Annotated in this window: 11 protein-coding genes and 1 tRNA gene; 4 read left to right on the forward strand and 8 right to left on the reverse strand. The window is 69.7% G+C overall.

Translation table 11 applies throughout. The features are described 5' to 3' along the window. Positions 1-134: 134 nt before the first annotated feature. A complete protein-coding gene (gene ettA / locus ACWIX7_RS05670; protein ID WP_448620580.1) occupies positions 135-1,805 on the reverse strand; it encodes an energy-dependent translational throttle protein EttA in 1,671 nt (556 codons plus the stop codon). Positions 1,806-1,906: 101 nt separating this feature from the next. Then, positions 1,907-2,398 carry a single-stranded DNA-binding protein gene (locus ACWIX7_RS05675; RefSeq protein ID WP_448620581.1) on the reverse strand — a complete coding sequence of 164 codons (492 nt, stop codon included), beginning with the start codon at positions 2,396-2,398 and terminating at the stop codon, positions 1,907-1,909. Positions 2,399-2,640: 242 nt separating this feature from the next. On the opposite strand from ACWIX7_RS05675, the gene ACWIX7_RS05680 reads away from it, so the two are divergent. From ACWIX7_RS05680 to ACWIX7_RS05690, 3 genes are all read left to right on the forward strand, one after another. Continuing rightward, a tRNA-Arg gene (locus ACWIX7_RS05680) sits at positions 2,641-2,713 on the forward strand. Between the two features lie 86 nt (positions 2,714-2,799). Continuing rightward, positions 2,800-3,909 (forward strand): tyrosine-type recombinase/integrase, encoded by a 1,110-nt coding sequence (locus tag ACWIX7_RS05685; RefSeq protein WP_448620582.1) that lies wholly within the window; start codon positions 2,800-2,802, stop codon positions 3,907-3,909. Between the two features lie 1,229 nt (positions 3,910-5,138). Beyond that, positions 5,139-5,420 carry a hypothetical protein gene (locus ACWIX7_RS05690; protein WP_448620583.1) on the forward strand — a complete coding sequence of 94 codons (282 nt, stop codon included), beginning with the start codon at positions 5,139-5,141 and terminating at the stop codon, positions 5,418-5,420. 438 nt (positions 5,421-5,858) lie between these two features. Here ACWIX7_RS05690 and ACWIX7_RS05695 read toward each other — a convergent pair whose 3' ends face one another. The 5 genes from ACWIX7_RS05695 to ACWIX7_RS05715 form a co-directional block, all read right to left on the reverse strand. Beyond that, on the reverse strand, positions 5,859-6,419 hold the full coding sequence (locus ACWIX7_RS05695) for a hypothetical protein (RefSeq protein WP_448620584.1): 561 nt from the start codon (positions 6,417-6,419) through the stop codon (positions 5,859-5,861). A gap of 1,455 nt (positions 6,420-7,874) precedes the next feature. Continuing rightward, complete coding sequence (locus ACWIX7_RS05700) at positions 7,875-8,687, reverse strand: calcium-binding protein (protein WP_448620585.1); 813 nt, start codon at positions 8,685-8,687, stop codon at positions 7,875-7,877. Between the two features lie 333 nt (positions 8,688-9,020). After that, positions 9,021-9,818, reverse strand: coding sequence for a response regulator transcription factor (locus ACWIX7_RS05705; protein WP_448620586.1), 798 nt, complete (start codon positions 9,816-9,818; stop codon positions 9,021-9,023). Positions 9,819-10,532: 714 nt separating this feature from the next. Continuing rightward, positions 10,533-11,171: a hypothetical protein gene (locus tag ACWIX7_RS05710; RefSeq protein WP_448620587.1), complete on the reverse strand. Its 639-nt coding sequence runs from the start codon at positions 11,169-11,171 to the stop codon at positions 10,533-10,535. A gap of 396 nt (positions 11,172-11,567) precedes the next feature. Next, positions 11,568-12,605 carry an LLM class flavin-dependent oxidoreductase gene (locus tag ACWIX7_RS05715; protein ID WP_448620588.1) on the reverse strand — a complete coding sequence of 346 codons (1,038 nt, stop codon included), beginning with the start codon at positions 12,603-12,605 and terminating at the stop codon, positions 11,568-11,570. 216 nt (positions 12,606-12,821) lie between these two features. Here ACWIX7_RS05715 and ACWIX7_RS05720 point away from each other — a divergent pair, with 216 nt between their 5' ends. Further along, on the forward strand, positions 12,822-14,747 hold the full coding sequence (locus ACWIX7_RS05720; protein WP_448620589.1) for a putative bifunctional diguanylate cyclase/phosphodiesterase: 1,926 nt from the start codon (positions 12,822-12,824) through the stop codon (positions 14,745-14,747). Between the two features lie 54 nt (positions 14,748-14,801). Here ACWIX7_RS05720 and ACWIX7_RS05725 read toward each other — a convergent pair whose 3' ends face one another. After that, positions 14,802-15,596 (reverse strand): SGNH/GDSL hydrolase family protein, encoded by a 795-nt coding sequence (locus ACWIX7_RS05725; RefSeq protein ID WP_448620590.1) that lies wholly within the window; start codon positions 15,594-15,596, stop codon positions 14,802-14,804. Positions 15,597-15,605 lie beyond the last annotated feature (9 nt).

A 15,605-nucleotide genomic window follows, 5' to 3' on the forward strand; every position in this document is an offset into this window, starting at 1 on the left:
CCGGCCGGAGCAGGTGCTCCGGCCAGTCCGCCGTGATCGCTGGAGCGGCGCCGCTGCAGGGACCCGTCCCGGTCCGGCCCCGTCCAGAGGCTCGCCGCGAGCTCGCGAGCGGTGGGGGGCGGAGGGGTCCTTCCTCAGTCGCGGGCGAGCTTGCGGTAGGTGGCCCGGTGCGGACGGGCGGCCTCGGCGCCGAGCCGCTCGACCTTGTTCTTCTCGTAGTCGGCGAAGTTGCCCTCGAACCAGAACCACTTGGAGTCGCCCTCGTAGGCGAGGATGTGCGTCGCCACGCGGTCGAGGAACCACCGGTCGTGGCTGACCACGACGGCGCAGCCCGGGAACTCCAGCAGCGCGTTCTCCAGACTGCTCAGCGTCTCGACGTCCAGGTCGTTCGTCGGCTCGTCGAGCAGCAGCAGGTTGCCGCCCTGCTTGAGGGTCAGGGCGAGGTTGAGGCGGTTGCGCTCACCGCCGGACAGCACGCCGGCCGGCTTCTGCTGGTCCGGGCCCTTGAACCCGAACGCGGCGACGTAGGCCCGCGAGGGCATCTCGACGTTGCCGACCTGGATGTGGTCCAGGCCGTCGGAGACGACCTCCCACAGCGTCTTCTTGGGATCGATGCCGCTGCGGTCCTGCTCGACGTAGGAGACCTTGACGGTGTCGCCCACCTTGATCTCGCCGTCGTCCGGCTTCTCCTCGCCGACCAGCATCTTGAACAGCGTGGTCTTGCCCGCGCCGTTGGGGCCGACGACCCCGACGATGCCGTTGCGTGGCAGCGTGAACGAGAGGTCGTCGATCAGCACCCGCTCGCCGAAGCCCTTGGTGAGGTCGTGGGTCTCCACGACCACGTTGCCCAGTCGGGGACCCGGCGGGATCTGGATCTCCTCGAAGTCGAGCTTGCGGTACTTGTCGGCCTCGGCAGCCATCTCCTCGTAGCGCTGCAGACGGGCCCTGCTCTTGGCCTGCCGGGCCTTGGCGCCCGAGCGGACCCACTCCAGCTCCTCCTTGAGGCGCTTCTGCCGCTTGGCGTCCTTGGCGCCCTCGACCTTGAGCCGGGCGGCCTTGGTCTCCAGGTAGGTGGAGTAGTTGCCCTCGTAGGGGTAGGCCCGGCCGCGGTCGAGCTCGAGGATCCACTGGGCGACGTTGTCGAGGAAGTACCGGTCGTGGGTGACGGCCACGACGGTGCCGGCGTACTTCTCCAGGTGCTGCTCCAACCAGGCGACGCTCTCGGCGTCGAGGTGGTTGGTGGGCTCGTCGAGCAGCAGCAGGTCCGGCGCCTCGAGCAGCAGCCTGCACAGCGCGACGCGGCGGCGCTCACCACCGGAGAGGACCGTGACGTCGGCGTCGCCGGGCGGGCAGCGCAGCGCGTCCATGGCCTGCTCGATGCGCGCGTCGAGCTCCCAGCCGTCGTGGTTCTCGATGTACTCCATGAGCTCGCCCTGCTCGGTCAGCAGCGCGTCGAAGTCGGCGTCGGGCTCCCCCATCGCCGCGCTGACCTCCTCGAAGCGGGTGAGCGCGTCGCGGAGGGGCTTGACCGCCTCCTCCACGTTGCCGCGGACGTCGAGCTCCTCGTTGAGCGGCGGCTCCTGCAGCAGGATGCCGACCGTGGCATCCGGTGCGAGCATCACGTCGCCGTTGGAGGGCTGCTGCATGCCGGCCATGATCTGGAGGACGGTCGACTTGCCGGCGCCGTTCGGGCCGACGACGCCGATCTTGGCGCCGGGCAGGAACGACAGGGTGACGTCGTCCAGGATCACCTTGTCGCCGTGCGCCTTGCGCGCACGCACCATCGTGTAGATGTACTGAGCCACTGGGCTTCGAGGCCTTCCGTCGGTTCGCGAGTGGCGGGCGGGCCGGCAGACTGCCGGCCCGCCCCCGTGCGTTCTCTCCCCGATCCTCCCAGCCCGGGCGCTCAGCCGTGCACGGGCTCCGTGGCGAGGTCGGCAGGATCCACCGAGTGCAACGTCCCGGGACCGTCCTCGTAGTCCCGGCCGCGCACCAGCTCCTCGTTCCCCGCGTGCGCCGGCACGGGTTCGGCGGGGCGGGCCGACCGGCTCCGCTTGAACACCCCGATGCCGCGGGCCAGGTTGTGGCCGACCGCGGCGGCGCGGATGCGGGGGGTACTGCGCCGACCGTTCTCGGTCTCCCAGCTGTGCGTGGTCAGGGTGCCCTGGACGATGACCGGATCGCCCTTGCTGACGCTGCCGGAGACGTTGCCGGACAGGTCGTTCCAGCACTCGACGTCGACCCAGAAGGTTCCGGCGTCGACGAACTCCTGGGTCTGGGGGTCGAACCGACGCGCGGTGGAGGCCAGGCGGAAGTTGGTGACCGCGCCGTTCTCCAGGCTGACGCGGCGGGGCGAGTCGACGACGTTGCCGACGACGGTGACGTGGGTGTCGTTCACGGTGCTCCTCAGGGGCTGTCCGCCTGATCCGGCGGGGACCGGCGCGGTGCCGGTGCACCGAGGACCCTGAGCCGCCGTGGACCCACGCACAGTGCCGGAGAGCGATCTGTGGACGGTCCGGCGCGCTGTGGACGAGCAGCGCGTGGGTGTCCGGCCCGGCCGCTCGAGTGCTCGGCATGACGGACCCCACCTCGCCGCGCCGATCGGACCAGGACGGCGCGAGTGCGATGATCGGAGTGCGAGCGCCCGTAGCTCAGCGGATAGAGCAGGTGCCTTCTAAGCACTTGGTCGCAGGTTCGATCCCTGCCGGGCGCGCATAGAGCCTCTGAGCTGCAGGGATGTACGAATCAGGGCCCTTGGACTCTTAGCACAGCGCTCGGACACCAGATGTTTTCATCCCCATGCAGGAGGTCTGGGACGGCCTGGTCCGTGACTTCGTGCGCCACCTGAAGGGCACCAACCGGTCGGAGAGCACGCAGCGGATCTACCGACGTGCGGCCGAGGGGCTCGTCAGCTTCCTGCAGGAGTCCGGCCAGCTGGGCTCACCCACCGAGCTCTCACGCCGGCACATCGAGGCCTACATGGCCCACCTGATCGAGACCCACTCCGCCTCGACGGCCCACGTCGTCTACCGGGCGCTGCAGCAGTTCGTGAAGTGGCTGCAGGACGAGGAGGAGATCGACCGCTCCCCCATGGAGCGCATGCGCCCGCCCATCGTCCCGGAGAAGCCTGTTCCGGTCCTCACTGAGGTCCAGCTGCGGACACTCCTCGCTGGCGCCAAGGGCAACAGCTTCGTCGACCGCCGGGATAACGCGATCCTGCGCCTGCTCCTGGACACAGGTGGCCGTCTGTCCGAGGTGGCGGCCCTGACCGTCAGTGATGTCGACTTCGACAACGACGTCGTCCATGTGATCGGCAAAGGACGGCGTCCTCGAGCCCTCCCGTTCGGTCAACAGACCGGTCTTGCCCTGGGTCGCTACCTCCGTGCCCGAACCAAGGAGAAGCTCGCTGCACGTCCCGAGCTGTGGCTTGCAGAGAAGAACCGGGGACCGCTCGGGTCCAACGGCATCCACCAGATGCTTCGTCGTCGAGGGGACGCTGCCAGCATCCCCGGCCTGCACGCTCACCAGTTCCGCCACACCGCTGCTCATGAGTGGGTGTCCCACGAAGGCGGCGAGACCGACCTCATGCGCCTCATGGGATGGAAGTCCCGCAAGTGCTCCGACGCTACGGCTCTTCGATGGCTGACCAACGAGCCCGTGAAGCACACGGCAAGCCGGTCCCGGAGACCGTCTCCAGCGCGAGGACGTGGCTGCACGCTACTTCAGACACAGATCCGCCTCCGCCCTCCTGCTGTGGAGGGCGGAGGCCTGCGCTCTCGTGGGACCCGTCGGCTCAGTAGGTCCCAGGCTTGCCCGGCTCACTACAAGCCATACAGGGAGCCTCGGCGACGGCTGTGTTCGCAACACCGCCGCCCAGCAACGTCAACGTCAGCAGCACGGTCGCGATGACCCTGCGCAGGAGACCCGACTGCTTGCCTCTCATCTGGCCCTCCTTGGTCCGACGCGGTTCAGTGCAGTCGATGCTCCGGTGGAGCCTCGCTAGGCACCAGAGCAGAAGGCCCCGCCTCCTAAGGAGGACAGGCCCTAGCTGCCGATTACGCCGTCAGAAAGTTGTGCAGCGGTTGCACAGTCATCTGGGGCGGCTCGACTCCTCCTGGCATAGCCGGCAGCACTACTTCTCTAGCCCACGAGTCGTGATCAGCCTCAGACGCCCAAATCTCCATCACTTGCCAGCCGCCCGCAACCGGCCAGGCCGCATGAGCCATGAAGCCTGGCCTCTGAGCGAGAAGCGGGAGTAGTGCCGACGCCATCCCGTCGTACATGTCCTCGGTCATCCCTGGCTGGTTTGCGGTGATCATGACCGGCATTGCTGCCTCCGTGCCATCCGAGATGAGACGTCAAGCGTGGCACGGGTAAACCTGCCGCACTAGCCGTGGCGCTGCCACGCCGTGGTGCCTTGCAGAAGTCAGGGATCGCCAGGACAGGCCCAAGTCCCAGGAAGCAAACAAGCACAGGGTGTGGACAAGCCTGTGCAGCTGACCCCTGCCGGGTTGCAAGACCCCGGTGGTGATCAAAGCCGGTCGTTTCATCACTCCGTCAATCCCAAGAGAATAAGGGACCACTGCCACCGTCACTGCGACGTCGCGACGTCCGCTCCGGGGCGGAGGACATGGCCGGCTGGCGCTCCGGCGGACGTGCTGCGTCGATGTACTTCTGCAGCGCGGAACGCAGCAGTAGCCGCCACAGCCCGAGCCTGCGCAGCGGAGGCCTTCGCGCCTCAGCGCCCCCTGATCGCTACGTGAGCGGGTAACACCTGCGCCCTAATGTAAGCGAGTCGGAGGGCGGCGCCGGCCCGCGGTACGGAGAGGAGCTAGACATGGGCACCCAACCTGAGAAGGTTCGCTTGGATCAGCACGAGGGTCGGTCCGGCGCCGGTGACCTCAAAGGCGATGGGCGTGCCGTCCGTCGAATCTTCTCACGATCCTATGACGCCAAGACCCCAATATCGGTGCTCGATCCTAAGCACAACGGGGCTGTTGCGTACGACGTTTTCGCTGACTGGCTCATCAAGTACAACGATGACCAGAGGTAGATGCTGAAAGACTATGAGAAAACCAAACCTTGAGGATTTTGATCCCAACGCAAGAGTACGGAGCCTGGGCTTCCCACTCGACGGGATGCCCCAGATCGAGAAACCGCAGCAGGTCCAGACTGTCGTACCGCCGGCAACAAAGCAGTCAGCTGCAGTCGTACCCGAACGGCCGAACGCCTCAACGGTCGTTCGGGCGAACGGGAAGCGGATTATCACTAGAAACTCGTTCGAGATTTACGAAGACCAGATGGACTCCCTCCGTGAGCTCTCCTTCCAAGACAAGCGGCAGGGGAAGCTGGGGAGCATGAGCGCCATGGTGAGAGACGCCATCGACGAATACTTGAGAAAACACCGCATCAAGGACTAGACCCGTTCGGGCGAACGGGCGTTCGAGCGTTCGGGGAGTGTATGAGTGTAGACACTCATCGCTATAAGCCCTTCGCTACCCAGGCGTCCCGTACGGGGTCCTTCTGCCCTAGCTCGCCTCTGATCCCAGACTAACGATAGACCCGCACCACAGAACCACGTCGCACCAGGGGGAATGAGATGCAACGAAGCCGATCAGGTCTGAGGCGCAGGGTCATCGCTGGTGTACTGCTGGCGCTGACCATCTTCGGTGCAGGGGTTTCGACTGCGAGTGCTGCTGAGGCACGTCCATGCGATGCCTGCAGCTCCCGCGCCGGCTCGAGCTTCCCTGGTTCCGATTGAGCGGCTGACACCACCTGGAACTTTCGTGGCGCCCTCGGGCTCAACCCGGCTTGGGGGTGTCGCGTCCTGTGTGCTTAGCCCGAGCGCCTGGCGCCACTCAAGGCTGTGTGGCGTGCCTCCGTCTTCGAGCAAAGTAGGCAGACACGTCTCCTCGCAGTGCCCACAACCCCGTCCTCCGGCCCAGGATCATCGGCCGATACCAGCGCCGCCGGTCGGACAGGATCTCATCTAAGAAGACTGTCCCATCCATGGTCCGTGTCCGGAAGGCGAGCTCGCCGGTGCGGGATCTCTCGAGATGCGCGATCGTCCCGAACACCTGCAGTCGCGCCTGATCAAGGAGATCTTGATTGTCAGGCTCGTCCCACGGTGTGATCAGTTGTCCTGGTTCACTTCCGTCGACTACCCGGAAGCGAACAGCCGGCAGGCCGAACAATGCCTTGCGCGCCTTCTCTGTGTTCAGTCCTTCCCGGATGAACCAGCAGACCCGTGCCCCTTTGGCCTCGCGTTGGGAGGTGCGCTGGCGAAACTGTGTCGGTCGCAGCTGCACCTCCAGGCAGTACGAGCACTCATGGACGAACACGTCTGCTCTAGTCGGGGGGTGTTCTGGTGTGGCGGTGTATCCGAGGCTTGTCGCGACGCGGGTGAGGTACAGCTGCATTCACGCATGCTCAGGACTCGGCGGCCCGCCACCGCCGTGAGCATCCGGTCTCCAGTGGTTGCAGGAACTCCCGACGTGCTTGAACTTGAAGATCCGCGGGTTGTACTGGTTCTGAGGATTCTCGTAGGAGATCAGCTCAACGTCGCAACTCGGCTCGGGACAGACCAGCGGGGGACGCGGCTGCTGCCGGACAAGCGCCCAGTCGTCAGGATCGCCGACCCACAGCGGCGTCGCCCTCGGTTGGTGACGTAACTGGGCATGCCGCTTCAGCGGTTGATGAGTGCATGCCTCCATGTCCCCTCATCCCAACGACACAAAGATCACTCGAACGCTTGTACGAGGAGGTGTCCTCGTTGGGGTAGATCTCTCCTGTGCGTGCCATCGTCCGACTCCTGAATGAGCACCGGTACGACCCGCCGCGCCCGGTCGAGGTTGAGCACAGGGTCAGTGGTGGCAGGGCTTCCAGTCAGCCTGGCGGCTGTGCGACGACGGCCGGGGCTACATGGCACAGGTCGACTACTCCGTCCAGCACGAGTGGGGCATGGGCCAGCACCTGCAGACCGTGCCGCCGGAGCGCATCCGGCTCGTCTAAGGAGCTAGCGAGCTAGCCTGGTTTCGTCACGGCTTCTTCCCGTCGGGCTGGTGCAGGACACAGCTCGTCCCGTGAGCGCCAGCTCAGGGAGGACTCGTAGTCGTGGGTGTCGACAACCGGCTCTCTGCCGAGCAACTCGCTGCTCTCATGCCAGGGGACACCGTGACCATCGAGTCAGGTGCGGAGTTCAGCCGGCGGAAGTACCGCAGCGGCCAGGTGGTGCGGCTCGATCCGTCCTACGTCGTCGTGAAGGCCGCCGGTACCAGAGGTGGGAAGTTCATCGAGCGCTACAGCCTCCGGGACGGCGTCCGCGTCGGTGGTGTCAACCGAGCTGAACTCGTAAACGCTGACCCCACGATGGTGGAGCTCCCCGAGGCTCGACGTCGTACCTCACAGATCGACAGCCTGTTCCGTGAGTGGGCGAGGAACCGGACGGACACAGACAGACTCCGCCGACTTTACGCTGCTATCGGAGAGTGTCTGGACGGTGCGGACAGAGACGCTGCAGTGACCAGGCAACTATGGCACCTACGCTCACGTCTGAGGTGCAAACATGCAGGTCAGCACAGCATTTCGGCCCGGACAGCTTCTAAGCACTTGGTCGCAGGTTCGATCCCTGCCGGGCGCACTGCCTGCGGGAACGTGGTTCCCGACACGGCCACAGGGCTCAGCCAGCAGGTGCTTGCTCACCCAGCGGTCCGACAAGACCCGAGGAGACCTCGGGGACGCCTGGACGATCCCGCCGTCCACCACGAACTGGTCGCCGACTCCCACCAGCGGGCTCCGGCACCCCGACCGGGATGCCGGAGCCCGCTGCTCGGGCCGGGTCCCCCCGTCGCCCGGCCGTCTGGAGACCTGCTCGGTCAGAGCTCGCAGTTCACCTTCGTGTCGTTGCCGTTCTGGCACCTGTCCGTGCCATTGCCGCCGTCGAGGCGGTCCCAGCCTGGGCCTCCGATGAGGTGGTCGTCATGGTCGTCGCCGTTGATCGTGTCGCTGTGGGCGCCGCCCTCAAGGCGGTCGTTGCCGGGGCCGCCGTCGAAGGTGTCCCGTCCGGAGCCGCCGATGAGGTGGTCGTTGCCGAACACGCCGCCCGCGTCGTCACCGCCACGGAGGATGTCGTGGCCGTCGCCACCCTCGCCGTAGTCGTCGCCGTCCCCGGTGTTGAGCTCGTCGTCGCCGCTACCACCGAACGTGCGGTCCCTGCCCGCGTCACCGTTGAGCATCGGGTCGTTGCCACTGCCGCCCTCGATCCGGTCGTCGTACGAGCTGCCCATGAGGGTGTCTGCACCCGAGCCGCCCCTGATCGTCGCGGATGTGTCCCCCTGACTGACGTCGACCGTGTCGTCGCGGTTTCTGGTTTCGACGAGGACGTGGGTGATCCCGGCTGCCGAGCAGCGGACCATGTTGGGGTTCGGGGGGACAACAGCCGTGCATCCCGCGCCGGCGCTGACCGTGTCGACGTCGCTGACGAAGAAGTCAGCGGCATTCCTCCCTACCAGGATTTCGTTCTGCACGTTGTAGTCGGCCGAGACGCGCAGCGTGTTCCCGTCCTTCCAGACCGACGTGGTGTTCGCGTCCGCCTGGGCGGCACCGGCGACGCCGCACACCGCCACAGCCAAGGCACCCGCACAGCCGATCGCCAGCTTCCTCGTGGTTCTCCTGGTCCCGGTACTCATGTCGATCCTCCTCCTGGAGACCCTCACTCCGGTGCCGCGAGCAGCGGCACCGTCCTCCTCCACCGGCTCGCGTCGACCACCGGGATCCCCACCGGCCGGTCGTCGTCACGGCGGCGTCCCCGTGAGCGGCCTCGTCGGACAGGCGCTGACAGATGGAGCGCATCGGTGATCAGCTCTCTCGCTGAACGCTGGCAGGAGGACGGCGAGCCCGGTATCGGAAGGAGTACCGAGGGCATTGGTCCAGGGCCCGTGGTCCCCGGCGCGAGCTCTGCGCACCCACACGTGGCCTCGGGGCCGATCTCACCCGGTCGTCGTCGAGACGATCCGCGCCGCTCAGGCGCCGGGGCCCTGGCCCACCAGGAGGCCGCAGCGTTGGGCGCGCAGGACCGTGGCGAGCCGGTCCCTGGTGCCGAGCTTGCGGTACAGGTTCTCGAGGTGGGTGTTGACGGTGCGGACCCCGATGCCCAGGCGCCGGCTGATGGCCGTCGCGCTCAGGCTCTCGGCGAGCAGCTCCAGGACCGCGAGTTCGCGTCCGGTCAGCCGGGTCTCGTCGACGGCCGCCCGTCGGACGGCCTCAGCGAGGGCCCGGTCGTCGCGAGACCGCCACCGGAGCAGTTCGGTGACCTGTCGGTCCAGGCCGATCAGCACGGGCTGCACCAGCCGCGCCAGCTCCAGGTCGGCGTCGGTGAAGTCCCGGTCGGGCCGACCGGCGACGAAGATGCGATGTTCGTCGGCCGCCACGTGCAGCGGGAGGCAGAGCAGCTCGGTGATCCCGTAGGGGCGGCTGATCTCCACCCACGCCTGCACGCACCGCTCGTCGGCGATGGTGCGGGGCACCCGACCGGAGGTGTACGGGGCGGGCGACCGGGTGGTCCGGTACCACCGGGCGATGGGCTGGGTATCGACGGTCGCTCTGAGCCCCTCCATCCGCGCCTTGCAGAGGTCCTCGGGCCAGGCACGGAGCGAGTGCACGCCGTCAGGGGCGCGGCAGTGCAGAGCGGCGCCGTGGGCGTCGAACGTGGCGAGCAGTTCGGCGTTGATCGCGTCGATCGGCAACTCGACCAACGGCTTTCGGAGGAGCTCACCCAGCAGGTCCAGCCAGCGCGCCAGGCGCATCTCGGGCGTCTTCACACGGCCTCCACCACAGGAGCGGACGCGGCGTACCTCCACGAGACTGCTCAGGAGGATAGCGAGGGGCCGCTCCCCGACGGAACCGGCGCGGGCCCCCAGACCCTCCGTCGATGGAACCAGACCCGGCCTCCGGGTCCGGGCGACCACGAGGCCGACGTCGGCGCTGGTCTGGCTCAGTCGGGGTGTGCGGCCAGGAAGGCCCGAGCACTCCGGGCGTGCTGCCCGGTGCGGACTCCGGCCACGGCAGTCGGGACGGCGAACGCGACGGCTGGGCCCACGCGCCATCAGGCGGGGATCGCCACCGCCAGGCCGGTCAGAGCACTGCCATGCCGGTGTTGCGCTGCACGGCGAACTGCTGGACCAGCAGTTGCTCCGTCACACGTCGGGCCGGCCCCGTGTGCGCCGGGTCGACCGGGGCCGGGCCACGGACCCGTGCCAGCAGCTGCTCGCGCTGAGCGGAGTGAGGACGCACAGCGGCGCTGCGCGATGGTGGCGAACGCGGATCCCCCGACGCATCCGGACGACGGTCGTCCACGCCGTGAGGGTGACGGGACCCGTCGGTCACGGGCGGCAGCATGACCACCACCGACCCCGCAGGGGGGTCGACGGGGGCCGCAGCGCGGGAGATCTCACGTCGGGCGACCGGCCAGGTCAGCGAGGATTCGATGATCAGAGCCGGAGCGCCTCTAGCTCAGCGGATGGGGGACACCAGGTCTAGCAGTGCCCTCGGCTGGCTGCCGGGACGTCCGCGGCGAACGCCTGAGGTGCCGACGCCTGCGCTGCAGGTGCATCCGCCGGCACCGCGTTCAGGACGACCGTCCCCTCGTACGTGATCTCGACCTCGCCGTCCACCGCGACCGCTTGCATCGTGACGATCCCCCGAGCGCCGTGGAAGTCGTCAGCCCCGCCCGTGATCGGGTGCGTGCAGTTGCTCTCGATCAGCGCTCCCGTGGACGGGTCCAACGTCATCCACTCGACGAAGTCGAACCACAGCTCCCCGGACGGCTCGCTCGCGCCGCACGCTCCGTCGAGGTCCACGTCAACGCAGCCCACGAACCGCTCGCTGCCAGTTCCGATCACCCGGGAATCGGACTCGTAGAGCGGATCGAACGAGAGGATCCAGAAGTCCCCCAGTAGCCCGCCGTGACTCTCGTACAGCTCGGGGCTGACCTGGGTCTGCGTGCCCTCGACCTGCAGCGTCGTCGGCTCGTCGGTCGCGGCAGGCGCCGCAGTGGCGACAGTCGTCACTGCCATCAGTGTGCCTGCGACGACGGACAGGACCAGTGCAGTTCTCCGCGGAGTGGCGCTCACGTCATCGACCTTCCGATCGGGCGCAGCCTGGTGCGACGCCACGTTGCGCACCTCGGTCAACGGCGCGGCCCTCCGTCGCGAGCTGCTCCCGTGGCGCTCGCTCCGCGGTCGACTCCGGAGTCGTCCCCCATCGGAGCGCGGTCGGTTGCGGGACACCAGGGTCGAACGAACCGGGCTCGTCCGGGGACGGCCGGACGACCAGCGGTCGCGCCGATCCGGCTCAGTCGGGGTGCGCGGCCAGGAAGGGCCTCGCGTTGCGGGCGTCGCGTCCCGTCATGACGGAGCTGACCACGGACAGCACGACGGGGGCGAGCCTCCGCCCAGCGGGCGTCGGCGTCGCGGGGCAAGGCCTGGTCGTCGGACATCGGCCGCAGCATCACCGCGGACCGCGGCGCAAACCGACGTCCGGGCGCCACCCGTCCGGGTGACGCCCGATGGTCAGCGACCGCGCTGGTCCCGGTGCAGCCAGCCGATGGCCGGAGCGACGTGGCGGGCGATCGTCTCCAGCAGCCGGGCGTTGTACTCGACGCCGAGCATGTTGGGCACGGTCAGCAGCAGGGTGTCGGCCTCGCGGACGGCGGCGTCCTTGGCCAGCTCCTCGGCCAGCTGGTCGGGCTCGCCGACGTAGCTCTTGCCGAAGCGGGCCCGCACGCCCTCGAGCAGGCCCACCTGGTCCTCCCCCGAGCGCTCGCCGAAGTACTGCCGGTCGAGGTCGCTGGTGACCGGCAGGACGCTGCGGCTCACCGACACCCGCGGCGTGCGCTCCCAGCCGGCCTCGGCCCAGGCGGCCCGGTAGCGGGCGATCTGGTCGGCCTGCAGCTCGTCGAAGGGGACGCCGGTGTCCTCGCTGAGCAGCGTGGAGCTCATCAGGTTCAGCCCCTGGCGCGCGGCCCACTCCCCCGTCGCCCGGGTGCCCGCACCCCACCAGATGCGCTCGGCCAGACCCGGCGACTGCGGCTGCACCGCCAGCTTGCCGGGCATGCCGCCGGTCATCCGCGGGTCGGCGTCCACCAGCCGTTCACCCCGGACAGCCGCGAGGAACAGCGCGGTCTTCTGCCGGGCGAGGTCGGCGTCCGTCGAGCCCTCCGGCGGTACGTAGCCGAAGGCCTCGGAGCCGCGCAGCGCCGTCTCGGGTGACCCGCGGCTGACGCCCAGCTGCAGCCGGCCGTCGCTGAGCAGGTCGGTCGCCGCCGCCTCCTCGGCCATGTACAGCGGGTTCTCGTAGCGCATGTCGACCACGCCGGTGCCGACCTCGATCCGGCGGGTGCGCGCGGCCATGGCGGCCAGCAGCGGGAACGGGGAGGCCAGCTGCCGGGCGAAGTGGTGCACCCGCACGTAGGCGCCGTCGAGCCCGACCTCCTCGGCCGCGACCGCCAGCTCCACGCTCTGCACGAGCGCGTCCCGCCCGGTCCGCACCTGCGAGCCCGGGATCGGCTGCCAGTGCCCGAAGGACAGGAACCCGATCCGCTTCTCCATCACCCTCACCTCTCGTCGCTCTGCTGCGGTCGAGCACCAGGAACCCCGCGGCTGTTCCCGACGGCGGGCGACCCCACCCCCGCGGGGTCCCCCAGGCGCCCCAGCAGCCCCACCTGCCACACCGTGCACGCGCTGTCACGTTGTGTGACCGATCGACCACGACTCTCCGTCGACGGGTTCCCGGCCTGGAGGGATCCGGTCCCGCAGGCTGTCCGGGTGAACCTGAGCGCCCCCGACGTGTCGCGTCCCCGGGAGGGGACCGCCGGCGCCGCCGCCGGCTCGAGGCTCCGCGCGATCGACACCCTGCTGGCCGACCGCGGACAACTCTTCCGCGCCCTGTTCGTCGCCGCACCCATCCCCAAGGCCCTCGTCGACCTCGACGGCCACCTGCTCGTCGTCAACGACGCGCTGTGCGCCATGACCGGCCGCACGCCCGAGGACATGGTCGGCCGGCACGTCGACCTGCTCGCCCACCCCGACGAGGCGCCGGTGCCCGACCGCGGCGACGGCCCGCTGGACCCGTGGCTGCGCGTCGACGGCGAACGACGGCTGCGCCGCGCCGACGGCACGGAGCTGTGGGCCACCCAGTCGCACGAGGTCGTCCACACGAGCGCGGGGACGCCGCAGTTCGTCGTCCTCTCGCTGGTCGACGTCACCGACCGCCGCCGCGCCGAGGAGGACCTGGTCCGGCGGGCCTTCACCGACCCGCTGACCGGCCTGCCCAACCGGCGGGCGCTCAACGACCGGCTCAACCACGCCCTCGCGCTGTCCCGCCGCCGGGGGCTGCAGGTCGGGCTGGTCCACCTCAACCTCGACCGGTTCCAGGCGGTCAACGACGTCCTCGGCAACGAGGCCGGCGACCAGCTGCTCATCCAGGTCGCCGAGCGGCTGCGCTGGAGCACCCGCGTCGAGGACACCGCCGTCCGGCTGGGCGGCGACGAGTTCCTCATCCTCGCCGAGGACGTCGAGGACCTCGACGGGCTGCGCACCATGGCCGACCGGCTGCTGTCGGTGCTGGACGACCCCTTCCTCATCGGCAACCGCGAGATCGTGCTCTCGGCCAGCGTCGGCCTGACCCTCGGCTCCGACGTCGCCCCCGACGACCTGCTGCGCCAGGCGCACGCCGCGCTCACCCGGGCCAAGGCCGACGGCAGCCGTGCCCGCATCGAGGTGCACGACGGCGGGCTGTCCGACAGCGAGGTCGACCAGCTGCAGCTGGAGGCCGACCTGCGCAACGCCCTGGAGTCCGACGAGCTGCGGCTCTTCTACCAGCCGATCGTGTCGCTGCACGACGAGACGCTGCTCGGCTACGAGGCGCTCATCCGCTGGCAGCACCCCACGCGCGGACTGCTCCCCCCGGGGGCCTTCCTCACCGCCGCCGAGGACAACCGGCTCACCTCCCGGCTGGGTGCCTGGGTGCTCCGCCAGGCCTGCTTCGACGCCGCCGGCTGGCCGGCCGGCCTGCGCGTGCACGTCAACATCTCCGCCCGCCACCTCGCCGAGCCCGGCTTCCCCGAGCTGGTCACCGACGCGCTGGCCGAGTCCGGCCTGCCGCCCGAGCGGCTGGAGCTGGAGATCACCGAGTCGACGGCGCTGTTCGCCGCCGACGCCACGCTGCAGGCGGTCTCCGAGGTCACCGACGCCGGCGTCACCCTGGCGCTGGACGACTTCGGCACCGGCTACTCGGCCATCACCGCGCTGCACCGGCTGCCCATCCACACCGTGAAGATCGACCGGTCCTTCGTCGCCGACGTGGTGACCGAGCCCTCGACCGCGGCGCTGGTCCAGGGCCTGGTGCAGCTGGGCCTCGGCATGGGCCTGCAGGTCATCGCCGAGGGCATCGAGGACCTCGACCAGGCCGACTGGCTGCGCGAGCACGGCTGCGAGATGGCCCAGGGCTACGCCTTCGGCCGGCCGGCGCCGCTGCCCGCCACGGTCCCGAGCACCGGGGACGTCGACCTGACCGGCACCCTGCCGCCCGGCGAGGTCACCGTGCAGGACGTGCTCGCCGGCGAGGCGCTCGTCACCTCCGGGCTGCCGCCGGTGCCGCCGCCCAAGCCGCCGGCCACCCGGGCGATGACGGTCGACGAGCTGCTCGACGAGGGCCTGCCCACCGAGGACCGCCGCCTCGACCAGGAGTAGCGGGTGCGGAGGACGGGGTCCTCCCACGCGCGGTGGGGGGCAGAGGGTCCTTGCTCAGCCGCGCGGCAGCGCCAGCGGCACCGGCCGCTTGGCTGCGCGGCCGTCCCCCGAGGACCGGCCGCGCAGCCGCCGGCCGATCCACGGCGCGACGAAGCCGCGCACCCACGCCGCCTCCTCGGCCAGGGCCGCCCGCAGCGCGCGCGGCGGCTGGGGCGGCAGCGGGGTGCGCCAGTCGTCGTCCACCCGCAGGCCCAGCGCGGTGGCGGCGGCCAGCGCCGTGCGCCGGTGGCCCTCGGCGGTGAGGTGGATGCGGTCGCCGTCCCACATCCGCCAGTCCTGCACCCACCCGGCGCTCCACTGGTCGAGGACGACCGCGCCGTGCCGGACCGCGACCGACCACAGCGAGGCGTTGAAGACCGCGACCCGCCCGCGGGTGCGCCGGATGATCGGCGTCTGCCGCGGGTCCACGCCCGTCGCCAGCAGCACGTCGGCCCCGGCGGCGCGGAACCGGACGACGGCGTCCTCCAGGTCGGCGACCAGCCGGTCGGGGTCGGCGCCGGGGCGCAGCAGGTCGTTGCCGCCCGCGACCAGGCTCACCAGGTCCGGCTCGGCGGCCAGCGCGACCGGCACCTGCTCGGCGAGCACCTGGCCGAGCAGCCGGCCGCGGATGGCCAGGTTGGCGTACTCCACCTCGCCGTCGGCCGCGGCCGCCAGGTGCTCGGCCAGCCGGTCGGCCCAGCCGCGGAACTCGCCGGGGCGCTGCGGATCGGGGTCGGCCAGCCCCTCGGTGAAGGAGTCGCCGAGGGCGACGTAGCGGCGCCAGGAGGTGCGGGAGGGTCCGAGCTGCACGCCTCCACT

It is taken from the genome of Geodermatophilus sp. URMC 65 (assembly GCF_053502545.1).